This window comes from Sphingomonas pituitosa NBRC 102491 (genome assembly GCF_001598435.1).
In the GTDB taxonomy this organism is placed as follows: Bacteria; Pseudomonadota; Alphaproteobacteria; order Sphingomonadales; family Sphingomonadaceae; genus Sphingomonas; species Sphingomonas pituitosa.
Map to the genome: position 1 here is coordinate 1 of NZ_BCYY01000034.1, position 21,230 is coordinate 21,230.

Here is a 21,230-nt window from a genome sequence, read left to right on the forward strand (position 1 = left end):
GTTTTTCCCGGAACCATCCCCCAAACACCTGTAAATGCTGGGATTTTGCGATGATGGCGGGTTGGCGAGAATGACCATTTGATGACCATTCTCGCCGAATCGCGGTCGAATCAGCCGTGAATCAGGCCTGCATGCGGGGAATCGCGGCGAATGCACGGACTGCTTCCGCCTCATCGCCGTTCCAGACGGCACTGCTCACCGCGAGGAAGTCCGCGCCCGCCTGCACCAGGGGCGCCGCATTCGCCGGCGTGATCCCGCCGATCGCAACGCAGGGAATCTCGAACAGCGCCGACCACCAGGACAGGATCACCGGCTCGGGGCGATGGTCGGTCTGCTTGGTGGTGGTCGGATAAAAGGCGCCGAACGCAACATAGTCGGCACCTGCCTCCCCCGCGTCCATCGCCAGATGGCGGCTGTCGTGGCAGGTCACCCCGATCTGGACGTTCGGACCAAGGATCACGCGGGCTTCGCGGGCATCGCCGTCCCCCTGCCCCAGGTGCACGCCATCGGCGCCCAGGCGCTTGGCGAGGCTGACGCTGTCGTTGACGAGGAAGGCGACGTCGGCATCGGCACAGATGCGCTGCAGCGGCTCGGCAAGCTTGGCGGCCTGGTGCTGGTCGACATCCTTCACCCGGAACTGGAAGGCGGCGACGGGGCCGGCATCGAGCGCGCGGCGCAGGCGATCCGGGAAGGCGCCGGTCACGTCGAGCGGCGAGATCAGATAGAGCTGGCACGGCGGGCGACGATCGTCGCGGACGAATTTCTCGGCAAAGCCTTCGAGGTTCGCTTCGTCTTCGAGATCGTCGAAGGGATCGGACATGGGGTACTCCGCTGCTGATGATCGGCGGAACGCTACCGCCTTTGCGGGCGGGCCTTCCACACCCTGTCCTTCGGGGTCAAGCAGCGGGTGCGGCGCGCGGGACCGCGGCCGTTATGCGGCGGCGCCGTTCGGGGCGAACCCCGCCGGCGCCGCCGGGGCAGGTTTCAGGCCTCCTCGCCCTTGTAGATCGCGACCAGCTTGTCGAGCATCGCCAGCGCTTCGGCGCGCGGGCGCTGGAAAGTGTTGCGGCCGATGATCGAGCCATTGCCACCGCCGGCGAGAATGTCGCGCGCGTCCTGGTAGACGGCATCGGCGCCCTTCGACGCGCCGCCCGAGAAGACGACGATGCGGCGGCCGGCGAAGCAGCTCTGCACGACATGGGCGACCCGATCGGCCTGGTTCGACCAGTCGGTGCCCTCGTAGAGCTTCTTGGCCTCGGGCTGCTCGATATTGGCGGCGGGCAGCTTCACCTTGATGATATGTGCGCCGAGCAGCGCCGCCATGTGCGCGGCATAGGCGCCGACGTCGAGCGCAAGTTCGCCGTCCTTGCTGAGCTTGCCGCCGCGCGGATAGGACCAGATCACGGTGGCGATGCCGACCGAGGCTGCCTGGGCGCGCATTTCCTTGATCTCTTCCATCATCTCGAACACGCCGTCGGCGCCCGGATAGATGGTGAAGCCGATCGCCGAGCAGCCGAGCCGCAACGCGTCGTCGACGCCGCCGGTGACCGCCTGGTTGATGTCCGTCGCCCAGCTGTTCGAGCTGTTGACCTTGAGGATCGTCGGGATCTGGCCGGCGAAGGTGTCGGCGCCCGCCTCGATCATGCCCAGCGGCGCGGCATAGGCCGACAGGCCGGCGTCGATCGCGAGCTGGAAATGGTAATGGGGATCATAGGCATCGGGGTTCACCGCGAAGCTGCGCGCGGGGCCGTGCTCGAACCCCTGGTCGACCGGCAGGATGATGAGCTTGCCGGTGCCGCCCAGCCGCCCCTGCATCAGGATCCGCGCGAGGTTCGCCTTCACTCCGGGATTGTCGGAGCCGTAATTGTCGAGGATCGCTTTGATGGCCGGTGTGATGCCCATGATGTTCCTCACATTGGTAATCGATGTGCGGTCCCTATCGCGGCAAATTGGTAACGAAAAGGCTGACAACGCTGGCCATATGCTGCGAAGCGAAAGTTATTTCGCAACTGCGAAACAGCTGAAGGACCTGCCGCCGAATTGGTTCGAAATTGGTTTTCAGAAGCTGTCTTATTGACGCGATACCACGATATCGCACCACGATCGGACCGCAGGGTGCGGGAGAATCGACCGGTGATCGACGAAACAGAGAGGGGCGGGGAACGCTGCCGCGCCCCGCCCCTTTCCTGCTGATTGCCTGGACCTCAGCGCGCGAGCGCGGCGACGCCGGGGAGTTCCTTGCCTTCCATCCATTCGAGGAAGGCACCGCCCGCGGTCGAGACGAAGCTGAACTCGCCCGCCACACCGGCCTGGTTGAGCGCCGCCACCGTATCGCCGCCGCCGGCGACCGAGACGAGCTGTCCTTCCTTGGTGAGCGCGGCCGCGGTGCGGGCGAGCGAGACGGTCGCCGCATCGAACGGCGGGATCTCGAACGCGCCCATCGGCCCGTTCCAGACCAGGGTCTTGCAGGTCTTGAGCACGTCGGCCAGCGCCTCGGTGGCGGCGGGGCCGACATCGAGGATCATCTCGTCGGCGGCGACTTCGTGGACGTTGACGGTGCGCACCGGCGGGTTGGCGCGGAATTCCTTCGCCACCACCACGTCGTACGGCAGGTGGACGGTGCAGCCCGCGGCATCGGCGGCGTCGAGGATCTCCTCGGCGGTGCCGGTGAGGTCATGCTCGCACAGGCTCTTGCCCACATCGACGCCGCGTGCGGCGAGGAAGGTGTTGGCCATGCCGCCGCCGATGATCAGGTGATCAACCTTGGCGACGAGGTGCTTGAGCACGTCGAGCTTGGTCGACACCTTGGCGCCGCCGACCACCGCCGCGACCGGATGCTCGGGATTGCCGAGCGCCTTGTCGAGCGCGTCGAGCTCGGCTTCCATCTGGCGGCCGGCAAAGGCGGGCAGCTTGTGGGCGAGGCCCTCGGTCGAGGCGTGTGCGCGGTGCGCGGCCGAGAAGGCGTCGTTGACATAGAGGTCGCCGAGGGCTGCGAAGCGATCGACCACGGCCGGGTCGTTCTTCTCTTCACCGCCGAAGAAGCGGGTGTTTTCCAGGAGCGCGATGTCGCCGTTGTTCAGCGTCGCGACCGAGGCGGCATCGCCTTCCCAGTCGATATAGCGGACCGGGCGGCCGAGCACCTGCTCGAACGGCTTCACCACCTGGGCGAGCGACAGCTCGGCGCTGGGATTGCCCTTGGGGCGGCCGAAATGGGCGAGGACCAGCACCTTGGCGCCCTTGTCCGCCAGTTCGGCGACGGTCTGGATCGCAGCGCGCAGACGCGTGTCGTCGGTCACCTTGCCGTCGGCCATCGGCACGTTGAGGTCCTCGCGGACCAGCACCCGCTTGCCGGTGATATCGCCCATGTCGTCGAGCGTCTTGAAATTGCGCGCCATGCTGAACCCCTCGCGTTTGAATTGCTGCGCGAGCGGCATCCTGATGGCGGAGCGCTCGCAAGTTGCGCTGTATTCTCTCGGCCGTCTCGTTTTACCGTCCCCACAGCCGTCATCACGGCGAAGGCCGGGATACATTGGCCTGGACGTTCTCGCTCCTGCCTCGCCCGAGTGGCGAATGGATCCCGGCTTTCGCCGGGATGACAGAAGGAAAGCGACGTAACGATCTACCAGCCGAGCGGAGATCCGGAAGGGGCGTGGCAGTGAAGCCGCCCCTCCCCTGCCCCTCCCGCGAGCGGGAGGGGCTTCGGGTAATTAGATCAGAGCCCGGCCATCACGGTCGCGGTGTCGACCATGCGGTTCGAGAAGCCCCATTCATTGTCGTACCAGCTGACGACGCGGACCAGCTTGCCGTCGATCACTGCGGTCTCCAGGCTGTCGACGGTCGACGAGGCGGGCGTGTGGACGATGTCGGCCGAGACGATCGGATCGGCCGTGTAGACGAGCACGCCCTTGAGCGGACCGCTCTCCGAGGCCGCCTTCAGCACCGCGTTGACTTCCTCGACCGAGGTATCGCGGCCCGGCATGAAGGTCAGGTCGACGAGGCTGCCGTCCGGCACCGGCACGCGCACGGCCGAACCGTCGAGCTTGCCCTTGAGCTCCGGCAGCACCTCGCCCACCGCGCGGGCGGCGCCCGTCGTGGTCGGGATGATCGACATCGCGGCGGCGCGCGCACGGCGCAGATCCGGGTGGATCTGGTCGAGGATCTTCTGGTCGTTGGTATAGGCGTGCACCGTGGTCATCAGGCCGCGCTCGATGCCGATCGCGTCGTTGAGGACCTTGGCGACCGGCGCCAGGCAATTGGTGGTGCACGACGCGTTGGAGACGATCGTGTGCTCGGCGGCCAGCTTGTCGTGGTTCACGCCGTAGACCACGGTGAGGTCGACATTCTTGCCCGGGGCCGAGATCAGCACCTTCTTGGCGCCGGCGTCGATATGCTTCTGGGCCGATGCGCGATCGGTGAAGAAGCCGGTGCACTCGAGCACGATGTCGACGCCGTTTGCGGCGTGCGGCAGGTTCGCCGGATCGCGCTCGGCGGTGACCTTGATGCGCTTACCGTCGACGACGATGTCGTTGCCGTCGGCTTCGACCGTGCCGGGATACTTGCCGTGGATGCTGTCCCGCGAGAACAGCCAGGCGTTCGACTTGGCGTCCGACAGGTCGTTGATCGTGACCAGCTCGAGGCCGCTTTCCGGGCGCTCGAGGATCGCGCGTGCCACCAGACGGCCGATACGTCCGAAACCGTTGATCGCAACCTTCGTCATGCCTGTTCTCCGTTCAGCTTAGCGAGGATCTGGGGCACGATGGCGCCCGCAGTGAGTCCGAAATGTTCGTAGAGCTTTAGATAGGGGCCCGAGGCGCCGAAACTATCCACGCCGAAGCGCAAACCATCGTTTCCGGTATAGCGCTCCCACCCGAAGGTGGTGCCTGCCTCGATCGAGACCTTGAGCGCATCCGCCGGCAGGATGTCGCGCTTATAGGCCGCGTCCTGCGCGTCGAAACGCTCGAAGCAGGGAACCGAGACGACATCGGCGCCGATACCCTGGGCTTCCAGCGCCTCACGCACCGCGACGGCGATCTCCACTTCCGAGCCGGTAGCATACAGCACCACCTTGCGCGGCGCTTCCGCTTCCAGCAGCGCATAGGCGCCCCGGGCCGAGCGGTTCTCTGCGGCTTCGGTGCGCAGCTGCGGCAGGTTCTGGCGGCTGAGCGCGATCAGCGCGGGACCGTCGGTCTTGGCGAGCGCGGCTTCCCACGCCTCGGCGGTCTCGACGACGTCGCACGGACGCCACACGTCGAGGTTGGGGATGACGCGCAGGCTCATCAGATGCTCGACCGGCTGGTGGGTCGGGCCATCCTCGCCCAGACCGATCGAATCGTGCGTCATCACATAGACGACGCGGGCATGCTGGAGCGCCGAGAGGCGGATCGCGGCCCGCGCATAATCCGCAAACACGAGGAAGGTGCCGCCATAGGGGATCACGCCCCCGTGCAGCGCCATGCCGTTCATCGCCGCGGCCATGCCGAATTCGCGGATGCCGTAGTTGAGGTAGCGGCCGCCGTAATTATCGGCATCGAGCCGCTGCAGCCCCTTGGTCAGCGTGTTGTTCGAGCCGGTGAGGTCGGCCGAGCCGCCGATCGTCTCGTCCAGGATCGCGTTGACCGCCTCCAGCGCCAGTTCGGACGCCTTGCGGGTCGCGACCTTTTGCGGATTGGCGAGCAGCTGCTGGATGTGCGGCTGGAGCAGGTTGGGCTGCACGTCGCCGCGGCGTTCCCAGCCGAGGCGATCCGGGTGGCCGGCCAGGCGCTCCTTCCAGGCGGCGTGCGGCGCAGCACCGCGGGCACCGGCTTCCAGCCAGGCGTCGCGGATTTCGCCGGGAATCTCGAACGCCGGGTGGTTCCAGCCGAGCGCGGCGCGAGCGGCGGCGACTTCGTCCTTGCCCAGCGGCGAACCGTGGACCTTCGACGAGCCCTGCTTGTTCGGCGCGCCCTTGCCGATCACCGTGCGGCACTTGACCAGCACCGGCTTGTCGCTGGCGATCGCCTCGTCGAGCGCGCGGACGATGTCCGCCTCGTCATGGCCGTCGCATTCGACGACATGCCAGCCGGTGGCGCGATAGCGAGCGGGAATGTCCTCGACCGACGAGAGCGAAACCGCGCCGTCGATGGTGATCTTGTTGTCGTCCCACAGCACGATCAGGCGGTTGAGCTTCAGATGGCCCGCGATGCCGATCGCTTCGTGGTTGATGCCTTCCATCAGGCAGCCGTCGCCGGCGATCACCCAGGTCTTGTGGTCGACCAGGTCGTCGCCGAAGGTGGCGTTCAGGTGCCGCTCGGCAATCGCCATGCCGACCGCCATCGCGAGGCCCTGGCCGAGCGGGCCGGTGGTGCATTCGACGCCGGCGAGCTCGAAATTCTCCGGATGGCCCGCGCACGGGCTGCCGATCTGGCGGAAGTTCCGGATGTCGTCGAGCGTCGGGCGGGCATAGCCCGTCAGGTGCAGGAGCGAATAGAGCAGCATCGAGCCGTGGCCGGCCGAGAGCACGAACCGGTCGCGGTCGGGCCAGGCAGGATCGGCCGGATCGAACTTCAGATAGCGCTGGAACAGGACGGTCGCGACATCGGCCATGCCCATCGGCATGCCCGGGTGGCCCGAATTGGCGGCCTCGACCGCGTCCATGGAGAGCGCGCGGATCGCATTGGCGCAATCGGCAAAGGATGCTGTCACGTGATATTCCCCATTTGGTCGCGGACGCCTTTGGAAGCACGGGGGCCCCGCGTCAACCGTTCGGCGCAACCGCGCGCGCGGGGCATTATGCCGCGCCGGCCTTGCCGCTGCGGCGATCCATGCTATCCGGCGGCATAATGTCCGACCTAGTATCAGATCGTATCGAACGGGCTCTAAAGCGCATCGAAGTCGCAGCCGCGTCGCAAGCGCTTGTACGCACTCGGCTGGAAGCGCGAAACGAGGCGTTGCGCGCGCGAATCGAGTCGGCAATCGGCGAGCTGGACGCGCTGATCGCCATCGAGCGCGAAGTCGAAGCCGAAGCCGAAGCCGCGGCACCCGGCGACGAAGAGGACGAAGGCTGATGGCAGACATCACGCTCCAGGTTGCCGGGCGCAGCTACACGGTTTCCGCCCGCGAGGACGACATGCCCCACCTCCGCGAACTGGAGGCGCGGATCGGCCGCCATGCCGATGCGGCGATGCGCGCCGCCGGGGGCCAGAGCGGCGAGCGCACCCTGCTCTACCTCGCGCTGATCCTGGCCGACGCACTGGACGAGTCCGAGAAGAAGCCTGCAGCCGCGCTTTCCGACACGTTGCTCGAGCGGATCGCCGATCGGCTGGAAGCCGTTGCCGAGGCCCTTGAGGAAAGCAACGCGACGTCCTAAATAGAGGAGTGACGGGAACTGCCCGGTGCGAGCCTTAGCAATTATCCCTGAGGCTATAATCTTCATCCATGGGAGCTGTCCCTGTGCAGATCCTGGTCTGCAACATATGGTTCCCACCTGACGTTCTGTGCGTCGGTGGATATTCAGGCCAACGGCCCATGGTGGTTCCCGTCACACCTTCCATGCTGATCCGATGCTGAGCGACAAGCCCGCCCTCCGGGCCCGGCTTCGGGCTGCGCGCGACCTGTTCGCCGCGCAATCGACCACCGCGATCCGGGCGCCCGAAGCCTTTGTCGAGCGGCTGACGCCGGGGCTGATCGTCGCCACCTATTGCCCGGTGGGCAGCGAGGCCGACCCCACCCAGCTCGCCGCCGCCGCCGCGGAGCGAGGCTGTGCGCTCGCCCTGCCGCACGTGATCGACCGGGCGGCGCCGATCCGCTTCCTCGCCTGGGATATGGGCGCACCGCTGGTCGCGGGCCCGTTCGGACTCCGCCAGCCGGATGCCGCCAGCCCGGAAGTGGCGCCCGACGTGATCCTGACCCCGCTGATCGGCTTCGACCCGCGGCTCAACCGGCTGGGCCAGGGCGCCGGCCATTACGACCGCGCCTTCGCCCGCTTCGAGTCGGCGTGGCGCGTCGGCGTCGCCTGGTCGGCACAGGAGGTCCCGGCCCTCCCCGCCGATATCTGGGACGTTCCCCTGCATGCGGTAGTCACCGAGCAGGGCATGCGCCGGCACGCCGAGCCATGAGCCCCAGCTGGCGCAAACCCGCCGGCGCGCTGGCGATCGTGGGGCTTATCCTGGTGTGGGTGGTGCTGGTCGCGAGCTTTTCCGGCCAGATCGGCGCACTGCCGATCCTGGTGCAGACGCTGATCTATTTTGCGCTCGGCATCGTGTGGATCCTGCCGCTCAAGCCGCTGCTGCGCTGGATGGAAACCGGCCGCTGGCGGATGCCCCCTCCACCACGCCGCTAGCGCGGCGCGGTCCCCCTCCCCCGCTACGCGGTGGAGGAAATGCTCATTCCGATGCGGCACCTAACCGTCTCCTCTCCCGCAAAGCGGGGGAGGGGGACCGCCGCCGAAGGCGGTGGTGGAGGGGGCCTGCCTCAGCGCCGTTCGCGGATCGCCTTGAACTCCGATCCCGCCTTCCAGCTCGGCCAGGCCGTGCCGTTCGCCAGTTCCGCCCCGATCGTGCCGAGCAGATCGATGTCCTGCACCGCGCCGCCCAAGTTCCAGTCCGGCCCCCAGGCGTCGCACGCCTGGTGGTAGCACTGGCCGGTATAGGCATCGATCCACGCCTGCCCCGCCGCGGTGCCGCCCTGCTTGAGATCCGAGGCACCGGCGATGCCCATCAGCAGCAGCGTCGGCACGCCCTGCTTGGCGAAGGAGAAGTGATCCGCGCGGTAGAACAGGCCGCGCTCGGGCAGCCCCTCGGGCGTCACCCGCCGCCCTTGCGTCGCCGCGACGCGGGCCATGTCGTCCTCCAGCGTGTTCTGGCCCTTGCCGACCAGCACGACGTCGTTGGCGATGCCCGCGGTCTGCAGGATGTCGAGCGTGAGGTTGGCGACGGTCTTCGCCATCGGCACCACCGGGTGCTGCGTATAATAGAGCGAGCCGAGCAGCCCCCGCTCCTCCGCCGTCCACGCCGCGAAGACGACGCTGCGCCTGGGCTTGGGCCCCGACTGCATGGCACGGGCAATCTCTAAAAGCCCGGCAATGCCCAGCGCATCGTCATTGGCGCCGGCGCGGTAGATGCGGCCCTTGGCGTCGGGCTTGCCGGCGCCGTAGGCATCCCAGTGCGCGCCGAACATCACGGCTTCGTCGGGCCGCTCGCTACCGGGGATCTTCGCCAGCACATTGTAGCTGTCGACCTGCTCGGCGGTGACCGGTACGTCGGCGGTGAAGTGGACGCCTTCCAGGGGCACCGGGCGGAAGCTCGCCTTGCGCGCCTCGACCCGCAGCTTCGCAAGGTCGAGCCCGGCGGCGGCGAACAGCCGCGTCGCCGCCCCGCCCTCCAGCCAGCCCTGCAGCGCGACGCTGGTCAGGTCCTCGGGCTTGCGGACGATGTCGTAATTCTCGCCGCCGCTGCTGATCACGACGTTCCAGCCATAACCGGCGCCGGGCGTGTCGTGGACGATCAGCGCGCCGACCGCGCCGCGCCGCGCGGCTTCCTCGAACTTGTAGGTCCAGCGGCCATAATAGGTCATCGTCCGGCCGCCGAACTTGCCGGCGACCGGCTCCCCCTTCTCCGCCGAGAAATCGGGATCGTTGACGAGGAACACCACGACCTTGCCCTTCAGGTCGGCGCCCTTGAAGTCGTCCCACTGCCGCTCGGGCGCGGTGACGCCGTAGCCGACGAACACCACCGGGGCGTTGGCGATTCGGGCGGCAGCATCGGGGCGAATCGTCGAGACGTAGAGGTCCCTGGCCTGCTCGACCGGCATCGCGCCCTTGGGGCCATCGAATCGCAGCGTGGCGGGCGCACCCAGCCGGGTGTGCAGCAGCGGCACCTTCTGGAGCCACTGGCCGTCCGGACCGGCCGGCTGCAGCCCCAGCGCTTCGAATCGCGCCACGAGATAGCCGAGCGTGCGGTCCTCGCCGCGCGTGCCGGGCGCGCGGCCCTCGAACGAATCGGAGGCGAGCGTGCGGACGGTCTGCTCGATTCGGGCAGGATCGGCGGCGATCTGGGCCGAGGCAGGGATGGCGGTTGTGGCGAGGAGCAGCGCGAGCGCGCCAACGGAAGTGCGGATCATCGCAGCGGCTTAGCGCAGAAACGGGAGGGCCCGCAAAGGCCTTTGCCAGCGCGCATGTCCCGATCGTTCGGGGAGATGCGCCGCATGGCGCGAGTGACGGGGCTCGAACCCGCGACCTCCGGCGTGACAGGCCGGCGCTCTAACCAACTGAGCTACACCCGCTTGCTACCAAGCGAGGAAATCTTGGACGGCCAATCGCCGCCGGATTCCATCTGGAGTCCCGCAAGGCGAGTGGCGCGAGTGACGGGGCTCGAACCCGCGACCTCCGGCGTGACAGGCCGGCGCTCTAACCAACTGAGCTACACCCGCTTGAGCCAAGCGAGGAGGCGGCACCTAGCTGCGTGTTTTGGGGCTGTCAACCGGATTGATCGAGGTTCGCGCGACGACGCGAACGAATGTCCGCCGGATCGCGCACCAGCGTGCCCTGCTCGAACAGGAATCCGGCGATGTCCGGCTTGCCGGCAGCGTTGAGCACGGTCTGGATGATGATCAGCAGCGGCACCGCCAGCAGCGCGCCGGTGGTCCCCCACACCCACCCCCAGAAGCTCAGCGAGATCAGGATCATGATCGGGTTGATCGTCAGCCGGTGGCCGACGATGAGCGGTGTGACGACGTTGGCCTCCACCAGATGCGCGGCGATCATGATCGCCGGCGGCACCATCGCCGTGCCGATATCGGCATAGGACATCAGCCCGCCCACTGCGAGCAGCAGCGCGGCGATCACCGGGCCGATGTACGGAATGTAGTTGAGCAGCGCGACGAGGCCGCCCCACATCAGCGGCGTGGGCATCCCCATCAGCCACAGCGCGCCCGCGACGATCAGCCCCAGGGTGAAGTTGATCAGCGTGATCGTGCCCAGATAGGCCGAAGTGTCGTCGACCACGTCCTGGATCACCCGCGCCGTCGCCATCGCGCCGCCGAAGCTGGCCCGGCTGGTGATCGCGCGGCGGCGCAGCCGGGTCCAGCCGGACAGGAAGAAATAGATGACGAGAATCGCAAAGAACATCTCGATCAGCGCCGACGGGGCCGAGGTGGTGAACAGGTCCATCAGCGACGTCGGCGGCTGGGCGGCCTGCACCACCGGCTGGCGCACCGGTGCCGAGGCGAAATTGTTCAGCGTCTTGTTCACGAACCGCTCGAGGTTCGAATAGAAGCGGATCAGCGGTTCGAGGTTGTGCTGGATCTTGGGCACGCTCTCCGGCAACCGGCGGATCCACTGCCAGGCCGGTACGACGATCGATGCCAGCGCGACATTCGCCGCGGTGAGGAACAGCAGCACGCACACGAACGCGGCGATCGGCGCCGGCAGGCGATGCCGTTCCAGCCATTCGAGCAGCGGCACCAGCGCGATCGCGATCACCAGCGAGGCCGTGACCGGCAGGAAAAAGCGCGCGCCGGCCTGGAGCGCGAAGGGCAGCGCCAGCACCAGCCCCATACCCGCGATCAGCACCAGCGCCGCCATCAGCCGGTCACGCCGCAAGGTCGGCGGCGCCTCCTCGCCGTCCCAATGGTCGGGCATGTCGGCGGCCGCGATGTTGTCGGGAACGCCTCCCGCGTCACCGCCGTCTCCACCCATCATGCCCGTACGCTGGTCCACGCGAAAATCCCTTTCTGGTACAGTGTAGAGGCGCGGTCGTGTCGCGGCAATGCAGGGCGCTAACACGGCGCAATTGCGGCCACATCTATTGCCAGCTAGCCTAAATTACATGGCCGAATTGCTTCTTGTGATCGACGAGGGCACCACCTCGACCCGAGCGATGCTCTTCACGCCATCGGGCCAATGCGTTGCAAGTCGATCTGCAGAACTGACGCAGCATTATCCGGGGCCCGGGCTGGTCGAACACGATGCCGATGAAATCTGGCGGCAGAGCCATGCCTGCGCCGCGGCTGTGGTCGCGCTGGCGGGCGGCCCGCAGCGAATCGCCGCGATCGGCATCACCAACCAGCGCGAGACGGTGGTGTTCTGGGACAAGGTGACGGGCGAGCCGCTCGCCCCCGCGATCAGCTGGCAGGATCGGCGTAGCGCAGGCCTGTGCCTCAAGCTGCGCGAGGCGGGCGAGGAACCCGGCATCCAGGCGCGCACCGGGCTGCTGCTCGATCCCTATTTCTCCGGCACCAAGATCGCCTGGGCGATGACGAACTGGCCGCAGCTGAAGGCAGCGGGCGACCGGCTGGCCATCGGCACGGTGGAGAGCTGGCTGGTATGGAAGCTGACCGGCGGCCTCCACATCACCGACGCGACGAACGCCTCGCGCACGCTGCTGATGGGCCTGGGCAGCGGTGGCTGGAGCGACGGACTGGTCGACCAGTTCGACGCGCCGCGCGCCGCCTTGCCCGAAATCGTCGATTGCGCCGGTCACTTCGAGGTGACACGCGCCTTTGGCGGCGCCATCCCGATCTGCGGGCTGGCCGGCGACCAGCAATCGGCGACGATCGGCCAGGCCTGCCTAACCCCGGGCGACACCAAGGCGACCTATGGCACCGGCGCGTTCGTGCTCACCAATGCCGGCACGCTCCAGCCGCGTTCGCGCCATCGGCTGCTCTCGACGGTGCTGTGGCAGCTGGGCGGGCGGCGGACCTATGCGCTGGAAGGATCCGTCTTCGTCGCCGGCAGCCTTGTCCAATGGCTGCGCGATTCGCTGGGGATGATCGCCACCGCGCCGGAAGCCGAAACGCTGGCCCGCTCGGTGCCCGACAATGGCGGCGTCTATTGCGTGCCGGCACTCACCGGCCTGGGCGCACCCTGGTGGGAGCCCGAAGCGCGTGCGACCATCTCCGGCCTCAGCTTCTCGTCGGGCCGCGCGCACATCGTCCGGGCCGCGCTGGAGGCCATGGCGCACCAAAGTCACGACCTGGAGACAGCCTTCGCTGCCGACGGTGCGAAATGGGGGCGGCTGCGCGTCGATGGCGGCATGATCACCAACGACTGGATCGCGCAGGATCTGGCGGACATGCTGGCCCTGCCCGTCGATCGCCCCGACTTCGCGGAGACGACCGCACTAGGCGCGGCGATGCTGGCGGGGGTCGGCTGCGGCCTGTTCGCCAGCCTCGACGACGCGGCGGCGATGCGCGGCACGATCCGGACGTTCGAGCCCCAGATGGAGCCGGAGGTACGGGCGGTTCGGCTCGCAGGGTGGCGCGACGCCATCGGCCGTGTGCTGGCCGTCGAGTAACGCATCGCCATGCGTGTCGCCGCCGTCCAGTGTCGCCCCGTGTTCGACGACGCCGAGCAGGCCTGTGGCGCAATCGTCGAGCGGCTGCGCTGGGCGGACGCCGAGGGCGTCGACCTGTTGCTGTTCCCGGAAGCCTGGCTGCTCGGACATTCCTACGAAGAAGGCACTATTCGGGCGCGGGCGGAAGCGGGCGCGGCCGCCCTCGCCGCGCTGTGCGAACGAGCCGCTGGCTTCGCCACGACGCTGGTCGTCGGCGCGTTCGAGGCCCTTGATGGCAAATGGTTCAACAGCGCGTTCGTGATCGAGGCTGGCCATATCGTCGGCCGCTACGCCAAGGCGCATCCCAACGAGGCCGGCGTGACGCCTGGCGCCGAATTTCCGGTCTTCACGCGATCATGCCTCCGCTACGGCATCAACATCTGCAACGACGCCAATCATCCGGAAGCCGCGGCCCGGCTGGTGGAGCAAGGCGCGCAACTGATCCTCTACCCGCTGAACAACCTTCTCCGCCCGGCAATCGCCGAACGCTGGCGGGCCAAGAGCCTCGCCAACCTTGTCGCGCGGGCACGGGAAACCGGCTGCTGGGTGGTTTCAGCCGATGTGGCAGGCTCGTGCGGCGGCCGGCTGAGCTATGGCTGCACCGTGATCGTCTCGCCTGGCGGGGACGTGATCGCGCGCGTGCGGGAGCTGGACGAAGGGGTGGCGATGGTCGACCTGGAGGTGCGGACTCAGCGGAACAGCCAGGTGCCGAGCAGCCGCCCCGGCAGCAGCGTGAACAGCCCTGCCACGGCAAGGCCGAGATAGGTCAGCGACATCACGCGTCGGTGCGCCTCGATCCGATGGCGGCGGGCGAGCAGGATGCCGCGCGGGATCATCACCAGCACGACGATCGAAAGCAGGTGGATCGCGCTGAAGCTGCCGGTCATGCCCCGCAGCCCGAAACTGGTCAGCGCCGCGGCGAGCATCAACACCGCCCACAGCTTGCCGAGCGCGCGGTGCAGCGCGTCGCCCTTGCGGCGGGCCAGCACATAGGCGCCGAGCGGCAGCGCCGGCAGCACCGCGACCAGATGCAGCACCAGCCAGAGGTTGCGCATGCTTGACCGGGCGACGGCGCCGCTTGCAAGGCCATGCGCGAATGCGAGCAATATGGCGCCGCCGGCAATCACGCCCAGCGTGACGATCAGCCGGTCGCGCCGAGGGATAGCATAGCCGGAATGTGCAAGGTCGTTCATCAGTGCCTCCTGTCGCCCCATCTTCCCGCGCCCCCCGGCGCTGGCGAGCGCGTTTCCGCCGATGGCCTGGCCGGGTTCGCAAACGGCACGGCGCCCCAGCGCGCGAACCGTTCGCGAACCGTGAACGGGCAGCTCCTTTGATGCCCCGCCACAGGCTTCCCGCCGAGCTGGCAGTGCTGGCAGCACTGATCCTGGTGCTCGCCGCGCTCGGGCCGTTCGGTTCCTACGCGACTCCGATCGGCCCGCGTCTGCTGCACTGGGCGCTGTATCTGGTCACCGGTTACGTCTTCTTCCGGCCGGTGATCGCCGCAGGCGGCGCGCTGGCACGCCAGACCGGCCTGCCGCGGTTGGTGGCAATCGCCGCCGCCTGCGCGTTCGGAGCCTTTCCGACGAGCATGGTGATCGTCTTCGCCTCCGCCGGCCCGGCCTGGCACATGGTGCCCGGCGCGACGCTGGTAAGTGCCTATGTGCAGACGCTGATCATCGGTGCCACCGTCACCATGGTGCAGCTGCTCGCCGGTCGCGGTGCCGGGCCGGCCGAAGGCTCCACGGCAATGCCACTCGCGCCTGCCGCGACTGCCGAGGAGGATGCGCCGCCGCCGGGCGCAGATGCACCGGCCGCCCCTGCCCTGCTCGACCAGTTGCCGCCGCATCTGCGCGGCCCGATCCTCTGCCTGGAAAACGAGGACCATTATGTCCGCGTCCATACGGTCCACGGCAACGCCCTGCTGCTGATGCGGATGCGCGATGCGGTGGCGCAGCTGGAAGGCCGGGGCGAGCGCGTGCACCGCAGCTGGTGGGTCGCCAGCGATGCGGTCGCCGGCGCCGTCCGGCAGGAGCGCAACTGGAAGCTGCGCCTGTTCGACGGTCGCGAGGTGCCGGTCGCCCGCGCCAACGTGCAGGCCCTGCGCGCGGCAGGCTGGCTGGACGGAACCGGCCCGGCGAGCTGAACAAAAAGGCAGGCCCGAGGGCGAACCCCGGGCCGGCCAGTGCATCCTCGGGGGGAGGAAATCAGAACTTCACGCCGATCCCGGCAAAGAAGGTGGTGCCGCTGCGCGTCTCGTTGTGCAGGCGGTGATAGATGCTGTTGTACTGGACCTCGGTCTCGTTGGTGAGGTTGATCGCGTCGATCGTCAGCCGCACCCGGTCGGTCACGTTGAAGAACGCCGCCGCATCGACATAGACCGTGCCGTCGAACCCGTCCTCGCTGGTCGGATCCTTGCCGTCATAGGCGGTGCGCAGATACGACGAGCGATAGTTCATCGATCCGCGGATGCCCCAGCGCCTGGTCTCGTAATAGAGCGTCGCGTTGGCGTTGGTGTTCGACAGGCCCGGGACCGGGTTGTCGGTGCCCTTGTAGGGCGCATTCGAATCGAGCAGCGTCAGGTTCGCCGCCATGCCCAGCTTGTCGAACGGCGCCGGCAGGAAGGTGAAGTTGCTCTGGGCAGCGAGCTCGAGGCCCGTCACATAGGCCCTGGCCTGGTTGATCGGCTGGGTGAACTCGTCGACATTGGTGGTGGCGGTAACCCCCGGCAGCGTCGAGAGCGGCAGCCCGGTCGTGCTGAACGGCACATTCTTCAGCGTCTGCGAGACCACGAGGTTCTGGATGTCCTTGTGGAACACGCCCACCGAGATCAGGCCGACCTTGCCGAAATACCATTCGGCCGAGGCTTCGACGGAGTTGTCCTTGTACGGCTTGAGGTTCGGGTTGCCGATGCTCGCGGTGATCTTGCCGCTGTCCGCATTGGCGCTGCCCGAGGCCGCGACCGAGCTGAGGCCCGGGCGGTTGATGTTCTTCGCCGCTGCGAAACGGAGGAGGAAGCTCGGCGTCACTTCCAGCGTGGCGTTCAGCGTCGGCAGCACGCCCGAATAGTGCGAACCGGTGACGTTGGTGCCGATCGGCGTATCGTTGCTGTTGGTGATGAAGCCGGTGCTGTCGAGATCGGTGAAGTACGCCCGCAGGCCGATATTGCCGCGCAGGCGCATGCCGCCCAGCGGCGCGTTCCACTCGAGCTGGCCATAGCCCGCCGTGGTCGATTCGATCACCTTGTAGGTGTTCTCGATGTCGGTCGCGCCGGCGGTGGTGTGCGCGGCGTTGTAGGTCGCGAACGCCTTGGCATAATCGCCGGTGATCCAGCTCGCCGCCTTGTTCTGGCTGAACACCACCGCATAGGGCGTCACCGGCGTGCCGGTGAAGTTGCGGAACTTGCCGTCATTATACACTTCGGAGCCGGAGGTTTCGTAGCGACGATAGCTGGCGCCGGCGCGCAGCGTGAACACGTCGCTCAGCTTCAGCGCGGCGTTGCCGACGCCTTCCTTCAGGCTGGTCTTGTTCCAGAATTCGCGGAAGTAGAATTCCTTGAACTCGTATTTCGACGGGTCGGTGGTGTTCCAGCGATAGCTGTTGGTCGCGCTCTTGCCATCGGGGGCATAGGTGGTGGTCATGCCGCCATAGGCGCGCAGGTACAGCTTGTCGTCGTACGGGGTGGTGTACTTCGAATCCTCATAGCCGACATGGCCGTCGAAGGTCAGGCTGTCGCTGGCGTCCCATTTGCCGGTCAGCGCGATCTGGTTGAACTTGTTCTTGTTCAGCGAACGGCGATGCTCGCTGGCATAGGTGACGTTGTCGACGCTGATCGCATCGACGAAGTTGGTGTTGTCCCAGTGGATCGAGTTGATCTTCGAGGTGGTATCGAAGATCACCGAGCCGGAGGTGTTGTTGGGCCGCGTCGCCAGATGATATTCGTCGCGGTGGGTGGTGAACTCGCCGTGCAGGCCGTCCAGCGTGAACAGCAGGTTGTCCGCCGGGCGCCACTGGGTGGCGAGCGTCAGGCCCAGGCGCTCCTGCTTGGCGTCCCACACCGACAGGCGGTTGCCCGAGGCGAACACCAGGTCGCCCGACTTGAACTTGGCCTGCTGGTCGGCGGTGAGCGCTGCGATGTCGAGGCCCTTGCCCAGATAGTCGGCGATCTTGCTCGCGCTCAGCTGGGTCGGCGAATAGGTGTTGTAGCCCTGCTCCTCCGTCTTGCGCTTCGAATAGGCGACCGAGAGCAGGATGCCGAAGCGATCGCCCCAGTTCTGGCTGAGCATCGCGGCGACGCGCGGCTGCGCATCCTTGGTGAAGCTGTTGGTGCCGAGCTTGGCCGAGATCGCGCCGGTCAGCCCCTGCTTCTGCTCGAGCGGCTTGGCGGTGAACAGGCCGACGGTGCCGGCCATGCCGCCTTCGGCCTGCGATGCCTGATAGCTCTTCTCCACCTCGACGCGTGAGAACAGCTCGGACGCAAAGATGTTGAAATCGAAGGCGCGATCGCGCGAGCGCTGGCCGCGGCTGTCCATCGCCGAATCGACATTGCCCAGCACTTCCATGCCGTTCAGCTGGACGCGGGTGAATTCGGGACCGAGACCGCGCAGCGTGATGCGGCGGCCCTCGCCGGCCTCGCGGTTGATCGCGACGCCCGGCAGGCGCTGGATCGATTCCGCCAGGTTGAGTTCGGGAAACTTCGCCATGTCCTCAGCGACGATCACGTCCTTCATGATGTTGGACGCACGCTTCAGCTCGCGCGCCTTGGCGAGCGAGGCGATGTAGCCGTTGACGACGACCTCGCCATCGTCCTGGCTCTGCGACGCCGCGTCCTGCGCGGCGGCGGCCATCGAGATGCAGCTCGCGCCGACGGCCAGCGCGGCGAGCGCCGCGCGGTAGGTGAATGCCATATTGCCCTCCCTTGTGTGTGTGGGGGGCACGCCTGCCCTGGCCGCCCCCGGAGCGGCGCCTAGGATCCCTTCGTGACTCGTATGTGACATTATTTGTTGTTTTGTGTGGATTTGAACGTTCCCTTGTGGGTTCTCGCGTTGCGGTTACGCTGGTAGAGGAGACGCATGGAAAGCATGGACATGCCCGCCAGGACGCTGTCGGCCCGCGCACCGCAGAATGCTCGCCTGACGACGCTGCTCGACCTGCTGGAGCAACGCGGCCAATGCTCGATCGGCGAGCTGGCCGAGCGGTTCGACGTGTCCGAGGAGACGATCCGCCGCGACGTGCGCCAGTTGGAACAGGCCGGGCGCGTGCAGAAGATCCATGGCGGCGTCTGCCTGCCCGGCGGGGTGCTGGAGCCGCCCTATCGCCAGCGGCTGCGCGACCAGGCGGAGGCCAAGCAACGCATCGCCGAGCGGGCGGTGGCGCTGGTTCGGCCCGGCATGACGCTGATGCTCGATTCGGGCACGACAACCCTGTGGCTCGCCCGCGCGCTCGGCCATGTGCGCGACCTGACGGTGATCACCAACAGCATGGAGATCGCCGCGCAGGTGCTGGGCCATCCCGGCCAGCGATTGTTCGTCGCAGGCGGCGCGATCGATCCCGATTACCATGCGGCATTCGGCAGCGAGGCGATCGACTATTGCCGCCAGTTCGCGCCTGACCTGACCGTGCTGTCGATGGGTGCGGTCGATCCGGTGCGCGGCTTTCTGGACTTCGACGCGGGCGAGGCCGCGTTCAAGCGCAGCCTGCTGCCCCAGGCGCGGCGTGTCGCGGTGCTGTGCGACGCCACCAAGTTCGACAAGCCGGGCTTCGTCCAGGTCGCCCGGTTCGCCGACGTCCATGATCTGGTGACCGACCAGACGCCGCCGGCGGAGATTGCGGCAGCCGCAGCGGCGGCGGGGACGGCGATCCACCTGGTGTGAGGGGCTGAGGCCCCGTCCCTGCCTGCAACGCTCCCCTCCCGCTTGCGGGAGGGGGACCAGAAGAAGCGGGAGGGGGACAAGCAGGACCCAATCCTCCCCCGCCAGGGGGAGGTGGCGCCGAAGGCGACGGAGGGGGAGGTAGGCGACGAACCAGCGCCGGGCGTCCTCCCCCTCCGTCAGGCTGCGCCTGCCACCTCCCCCTTGCGGGGGAGGATACGAACTCTCTCACGCCGCCTTGTCGGTAACGAACAGCGCCTTGAGATCCTTTTTCAGGATCTTGCCGTTGGCGTTGCGCGGCAGCGTCTCCGCCGAGAATCGGATCGTCACCGGCACCTTGAACGCCGCGATCCGCGCGCGGACGAAGTTCTGCAGTTCCGCCTCGGTCGCCGATGTGCCCGGCGCGAGGTGGACCACCGCCACCGGCTCCTCGCCCAGCGTGCGATGCGGCACGCCGATCAGCGCTGCGTCGGTCACCGCCGGGTGCGCGTAGAGCACGTCCTCCACCTCGGACGAATAGATGTTCTCGCCGCCGCGGATGATGATATCCTTGGCGCGATCGACGACATAGAGGAATCCTTCCTCGTCCAGCCGCGCCAGATCGCCGGTGCGCACCCAGCCGTCGCGGAAGGTCTCCGCCGTCGCCTCGGGCTTGTTCCAATAGCCCTTCACGATCATCGGCCCCTTGGCCCAGAGCTCGCCGACCTCGCCGACCGGCAGTTCGCGGGTGCCGTCGACGTCCATGATCTTGAGCTCGGCAACCGGCACCGGCGGCCCGGCGCTGGTCGGCCGGGCGAGATATTCCTCGCCGAGATGGTGGGTGACGGTCGCCATCGTCTCGGTCATCCCCCAGCCATTGCCGGGCAGCGCGCCGAATTCCTGGAAGATGCGCTTGACCAGCTCGGGCGCCGAGGGCGCGCCGCCATAGGAGATGCTCTCCAGGCTCGACAGGTCGTAGTTCTGTCGCTCGGGATGTTCGAGCAGCTGCCAGGCGATGGTCGGCACGCCGCCGGTCTGGTTGACCTTTTCGCGCTGGATGATCTCCATCGCCTCGATCGGTTCCCAGCGGCGCATGAACACCACCGTGCCGCCGGCGGCGATCAGCGCCATCAGCCCGGCGCTGCACGCGGTGACGTGGAACAGCGGGATCACCAGCAGCCCCACCTTGTAGGGCGGCGCGGCGGGCGGCACCTCACCCCGGCGCAGCATCGATCGTGCGACCGAATAGCCGGCGGTGAGGATGTTGGTCATCAGGTTGCGATGCGTGCCCACCGCTCCCTTGGGATTGCCGGTGGTGCCGCTGGTGTAGAACAGCGTGACGTCGTCATCCGGCGCGATCCCCACTTCGGGGAAGGCGATGTCGGTCAGGTCCGCCCAGCTGTTGCACGGTCCCAGGATCGATTCCAGCGCGACTGCATCGCCTTCCAGCGGCGAACAGGCACGGCTCACCACCACCTGCTCCAGATCGGGGAGCGCGGCGTAGCAGTGCTTGAGCCTCTCGTGCCGCTCGCCGTCGACGAACAGCAGCTTCGCGCCCGAATCCTTCATGCCATAGTCGAGCTCCGCGCCGGTCCACCAGGCGTTGAGCGGCACCAGGATCGCGCCGATGCTTACCGCGGCGAAGAAGATCGTCGGCCATTCGGGCAGGTTGCGCATCGCCAGCGCGACACGGTCGCCCTTGGCCACGCCCTTGGCCTGCATCCACGAGGCGAGATGGCAGGTGGCGCGATAATTCGCTTCGTAGCTGACCCGCTCGTCTTGGTAGATGGTGAAGGGTCGATCGCCGAACCCGCGCGCCAGCCGCGCGAGGATCGCGGCCGTCGGCGGCGCGTTCTTCCACACGCGCGTGGGCACGCCGCGGATCTCCACGGTCTCGAATTCGAACTTGGCGCCGGGTGCGGTGAGCATCGCATCCACGGCGGCGAGCGGGGCTTTGGGCCAGTCGGGGGGCAAGGGCACGATCGGTTCAAGGGTCAAGGCAGCTCTCTCCATCGACTTTCTGAACTTTGGGTTTGGCTCGTTGACCAACCGGAGCCCACGTTAGTGTTGATTTGCC

At 67.5% G+C, this 21,230-nt stretch carries 19 protein-coding genes, 2 tRNA genes and 1 other RNA gene; 10 read left to right on the top strand and 12 right to left on the bottom strand.

All coding sequences use genetic code 11. The features are described from left to right. Positions 1-121: 121 nt before the first annotated feature. Both thiE and SPI01S_RS20145 read right to left on the bottom strand, forming a co-directional pair. Positions 122-820: a thiamine phosphate synthase gene (gene thiE / locus SPI01S_RS20140; RefSeq protein ID WP_066726915.1), complete on the bottom strand. Its 699-nt coding sequence runs from the start codon at positions 818-820 to the stop codon at positions 122-124. A 164-nt stretch (positions 821-984) separates the two neighbouring features. Then, a complete protein-coding gene (locus SPI01S_RS20145) occupies positions 985-1,902 on the bottom strand; it encodes a class I fructose-bisphosphate aldolase (protein WP_066726917.1) in 918 nt (305 codons plus the stop codon). On the opposite strand from SPI01S_RS20145, the gene SPI01S_RS22490 reads away from it, so the two are divergent. Beyond that, a complete protein-coding gene (locus tag SPI01S_RS22490; protein ID WP_157084810.1) occupies positions 1,883-2,077 on the top strand; it encodes a hypothetical protein in 195 nt (64 codons plus the stop codon). The genes SPI01S_RS20145 and SPI01S_RS22490 overlap by 20 nt on opposite strands. Before the next feature lie 127 nt (positions 2,078-2,204). On the opposite strand, the gene SPI01S_RS20150 is transcribed toward SPI01S_RS22490, so the two are convergent. The 3 genes from SPI01S_RS20150 to tkt all read right to left on the bottom strand — a co-directional run bounded on the left by SPI01S_RS20150 (position 2,205) and on the right by tkt (position 6,681). After that, the gene (locus SPI01S_RS20150) at positions 2,205-3,395 is read right to left on the bottom strand and encodes a phosphoglycerate kinase (protein ID WP_066726962.1); all 1,191 of its coding nucleotides are present in this window, start codon (positions 3,393-3,395) and stop codon (positions 2,205-2,207) included. Positions 3,396-3,712: 317 nt separating this feature from the next. Beyond that, positions 3,713-4,717, bottom strand: coding sequence for a type I glyceraldehyde-3-phosphate dehydrogenase (gene gap, locus SPI01S_RS20155; protein WP_066726919.1), 1,005 nt, complete (start codon positions 4,715-4,717; stop codon positions 3,713-3,715). Next, positions 4,714-6,681 carry a transketolase gene (gene tkt, locus SPI01S_RS20160; RefSeq protein ID WP_066726921.1) on the bottom strand — a complete coding sequence of 656 codons (1,968 nt, stop codon included), beginning with the start codon at positions 6,679-6,681 and terminating at the stop codon, positions 4,714-4,716. Before tkt ends, gap begins: the two co-directional genes overlap by 4 nt. Between tkt and SPI01S_RS22010 the strand changes: the two genes are divergently transcribed. The 5 genes from SPI01S_RS22010 to SPI01S_RS20180 all read left to right on the top strand — a co-directional run bounded on the left by SPI01S_RS22010 (position 6,672) and on the right by SPI01S_RS20180 (position 8,317). After that, positions 6,672-7,043, top strand: coding sequence for a hypothetical protein (locus SPI01S_RS22010; protein ID WP_245653706.1), 372 nt, complete (start codon positions 6,672-6,674; stop codon positions 7,041-7,043). The genes tkt and SPI01S_RS22010 overlap by 10 nt on opposite strands. Continuing rightward, positions 7,043-7,345: a cell division protein ZapA gene (gene zapA, locus SPI01S_RS20165; protein WP_066726923.1), complete on the top strand. Its 303-nt coding sequence runs from the start codon at positions 7,043-7,045 to the stop codon at positions 7,343-7,345. The genes SPI01S_RS22010 and zapA overlap by 1 nt, the downstream gene beginning before the upstream one ends. A 12-nt stretch (positions 7,346-7,357) precedes the next feature. Then, positions 7,358-7,517, top strand: a non-coding RNA gene (ssrS, locus tag SPI01S_RS20170) — 6S RNA. Between the two features lie 21 nt (positions 7,518-7,538). Further along, on the top strand, positions 7,539-8,093 hold the full coding sequence (locus tag SPI01S_RS20175) for a 5-formyltetrahydrofolate cyclo-ligase (protein WP_066726925.1): 555 nt from the start codon (positions 7,539-7,541) through the stop codon (positions 8,091-8,093). After that, positions 8,090-8,317 (top strand): DUF2842 domain-containing protein, encoded by a 228-nt coding sequence (locus SPI01S_RS20180; protein WP_066726926.1) that lies wholly within the window; start codon positions 8,090-8,092, stop codon positions 8,315-8,317. Before SPI01S_RS20175 ends, SPI01S_RS20180 begins: the two co-directional genes overlap by 4 nt. A gap of 131 nt (positions 8,318-8,448) precedes the next feature. On the opposite strand, the gene SPI01S_RS20185 is transcribed toward SPI01S_RS20180, so the two are convergent. From SPI01S_RS20185 to SPI01S_RS20200, 4 genes are all read right to left on the bottom strand, one after another. After that, positions 8,449-10,095 carry a M28 family metallopeptidase gene (locus tag SPI01S_RS20185; protein ID WP_066726927.1) on the bottom strand — a complete coding sequence of 549 codons (1,647 nt, stop codon included), beginning with the start codon at positions 10,093-10,095 and terminating at the stop codon, positions 8,449-8,451. 85 nt (positions 10,096-10,180) lie between these two features. Next, a tRNA-Asp gene (locus SPI01S_RS20190) sits at positions 10,181-10,257 on the bottom strand. A 70-nt stretch (positions 10,258-10,327) separates the two neighbouring features. Continuing rightward, a tRNA-Asp gene (locus SPI01S_RS20195) sits at positions 10,328-10,404 on the bottom strand. 46 nt (positions 10,405-10,450) lie between these two features. After that, on the bottom strand, positions 10,451-11,671 hold the full coding sequence (locus SPI01S_RS20200) for an AI-2E family transporter (protein ID WP_084253636.1): 1,221 nt from the start codon (positions 11,669-11,671) through the stop codon (positions 10,451-10,453). A gap of 130 nt (positions 11,672-11,801) precedes the next feature. Between SPI01S_RS20200 and SPI01S_RS20205 the strand changes: the two genes are divergently transcribed. Then, positions 11,802-13,268 (top strand): FGGY family carbohydrate kinase, encoded by a 1,467-nt coding sequence (locus SPI01S_RS20205; RefSeq protein WP_066726930.1) that lies wholly within the window; start codon positions 11,802-11,804, stop codon positions 13,266-13,268. Between the two features lie 9 nt (positions 13,269-13,277). Continuing rightward, positions 13,278-14,072, top strand: coding sequence for a carbon-nitrogen hydrolase family protein (locus tag SPI01S_RS20210; protein ID WP_066726932.1), 795 nt, complete (start codon positions 13,278-13,280; stop codon positions 14,070-14,072). Here the strand turns inward: SPI01S_RS20210 and SPI01S_RS20215 are convergent. Continuing rightward, on the bottom strand, positions 13,997-14,500 hold the full coding sequence (locus SPI01S_RS20215) for a DUF2306 domain-containing protein (protein WP_066726934.1): 504 nt from the start codon (positions 14,498-14,500) through the stop codon (positions 13,997-13,999). The genes SPI01S_RS20210 and SPI01S_RS20215 overlap by 76 nt on opposite strands. Positions 14,501-14,640: 140 nt before the next feature. On the opposite strand from SPI01S_RS20215, the gene SPI01S_RS20220 reads away from it, so the two are divergent. After that, entirely contained in the window at positions 14,641-15,450 is an 810-nt protein-coding gene (locus SPI01S_RS20220) for a LytTR family DNA-binding domain-containing protein (protein ID WP_066726936.1), read from the top strand. A gap of 61 nt (positions 15,451-15,511) precedes the next feature. On the opposite strand, the gene SPI01S_RS20225 is transcribed toward SPI01S_RS20220, so the two are convergent. After that, complete coding sequence (locus tag SPI01S_RS20225; RefSeq protein WP_066726938.1) at positions 15,512-18,211, bottom strand: TonB-dependent receptor; 2,700 nt, start codon at positions 18,209-18,211, stop codon at positions 15,512-15,514. A gap of 165 nt (positions 18,212-18,376) precedes the next feature. Between SPI01S_RS20225 and SPI01S_RS20230 the strand changes: the two genes are divergently transcribed. Then, positions 18,377-19,177: a DeoR/GlpR family DNA-binding transcription regulator gene (locus SPI01S_RS20230; RefSeq protein WP_218017639.1), complete on the top strand. Its 801-nt coding sequence runs from the start codon at positions 18,377-18,379 to the stop codon at positions 19,175-19,177. Positions 19,178-19,402: 225 nt separating this feature from the next. Here SPI01S_RS20230 and SPI01S_RS20235 read toward each other — a convergent pair whose 3' ends face one another. Further along, positions 19,403-21,151, bottom strand: coding sequence for a class I adenylate-forming enzyme family protein (locus SPI01S_RS20235; RefSeq protein WP_245653708.1), 1,749 nt, complete (start codon positions 21,149-21,151; stop codon positions 19,403-19,405). Between the last annotated feature and the right edge of the window lie 79 nt (positions 21,152-21,230).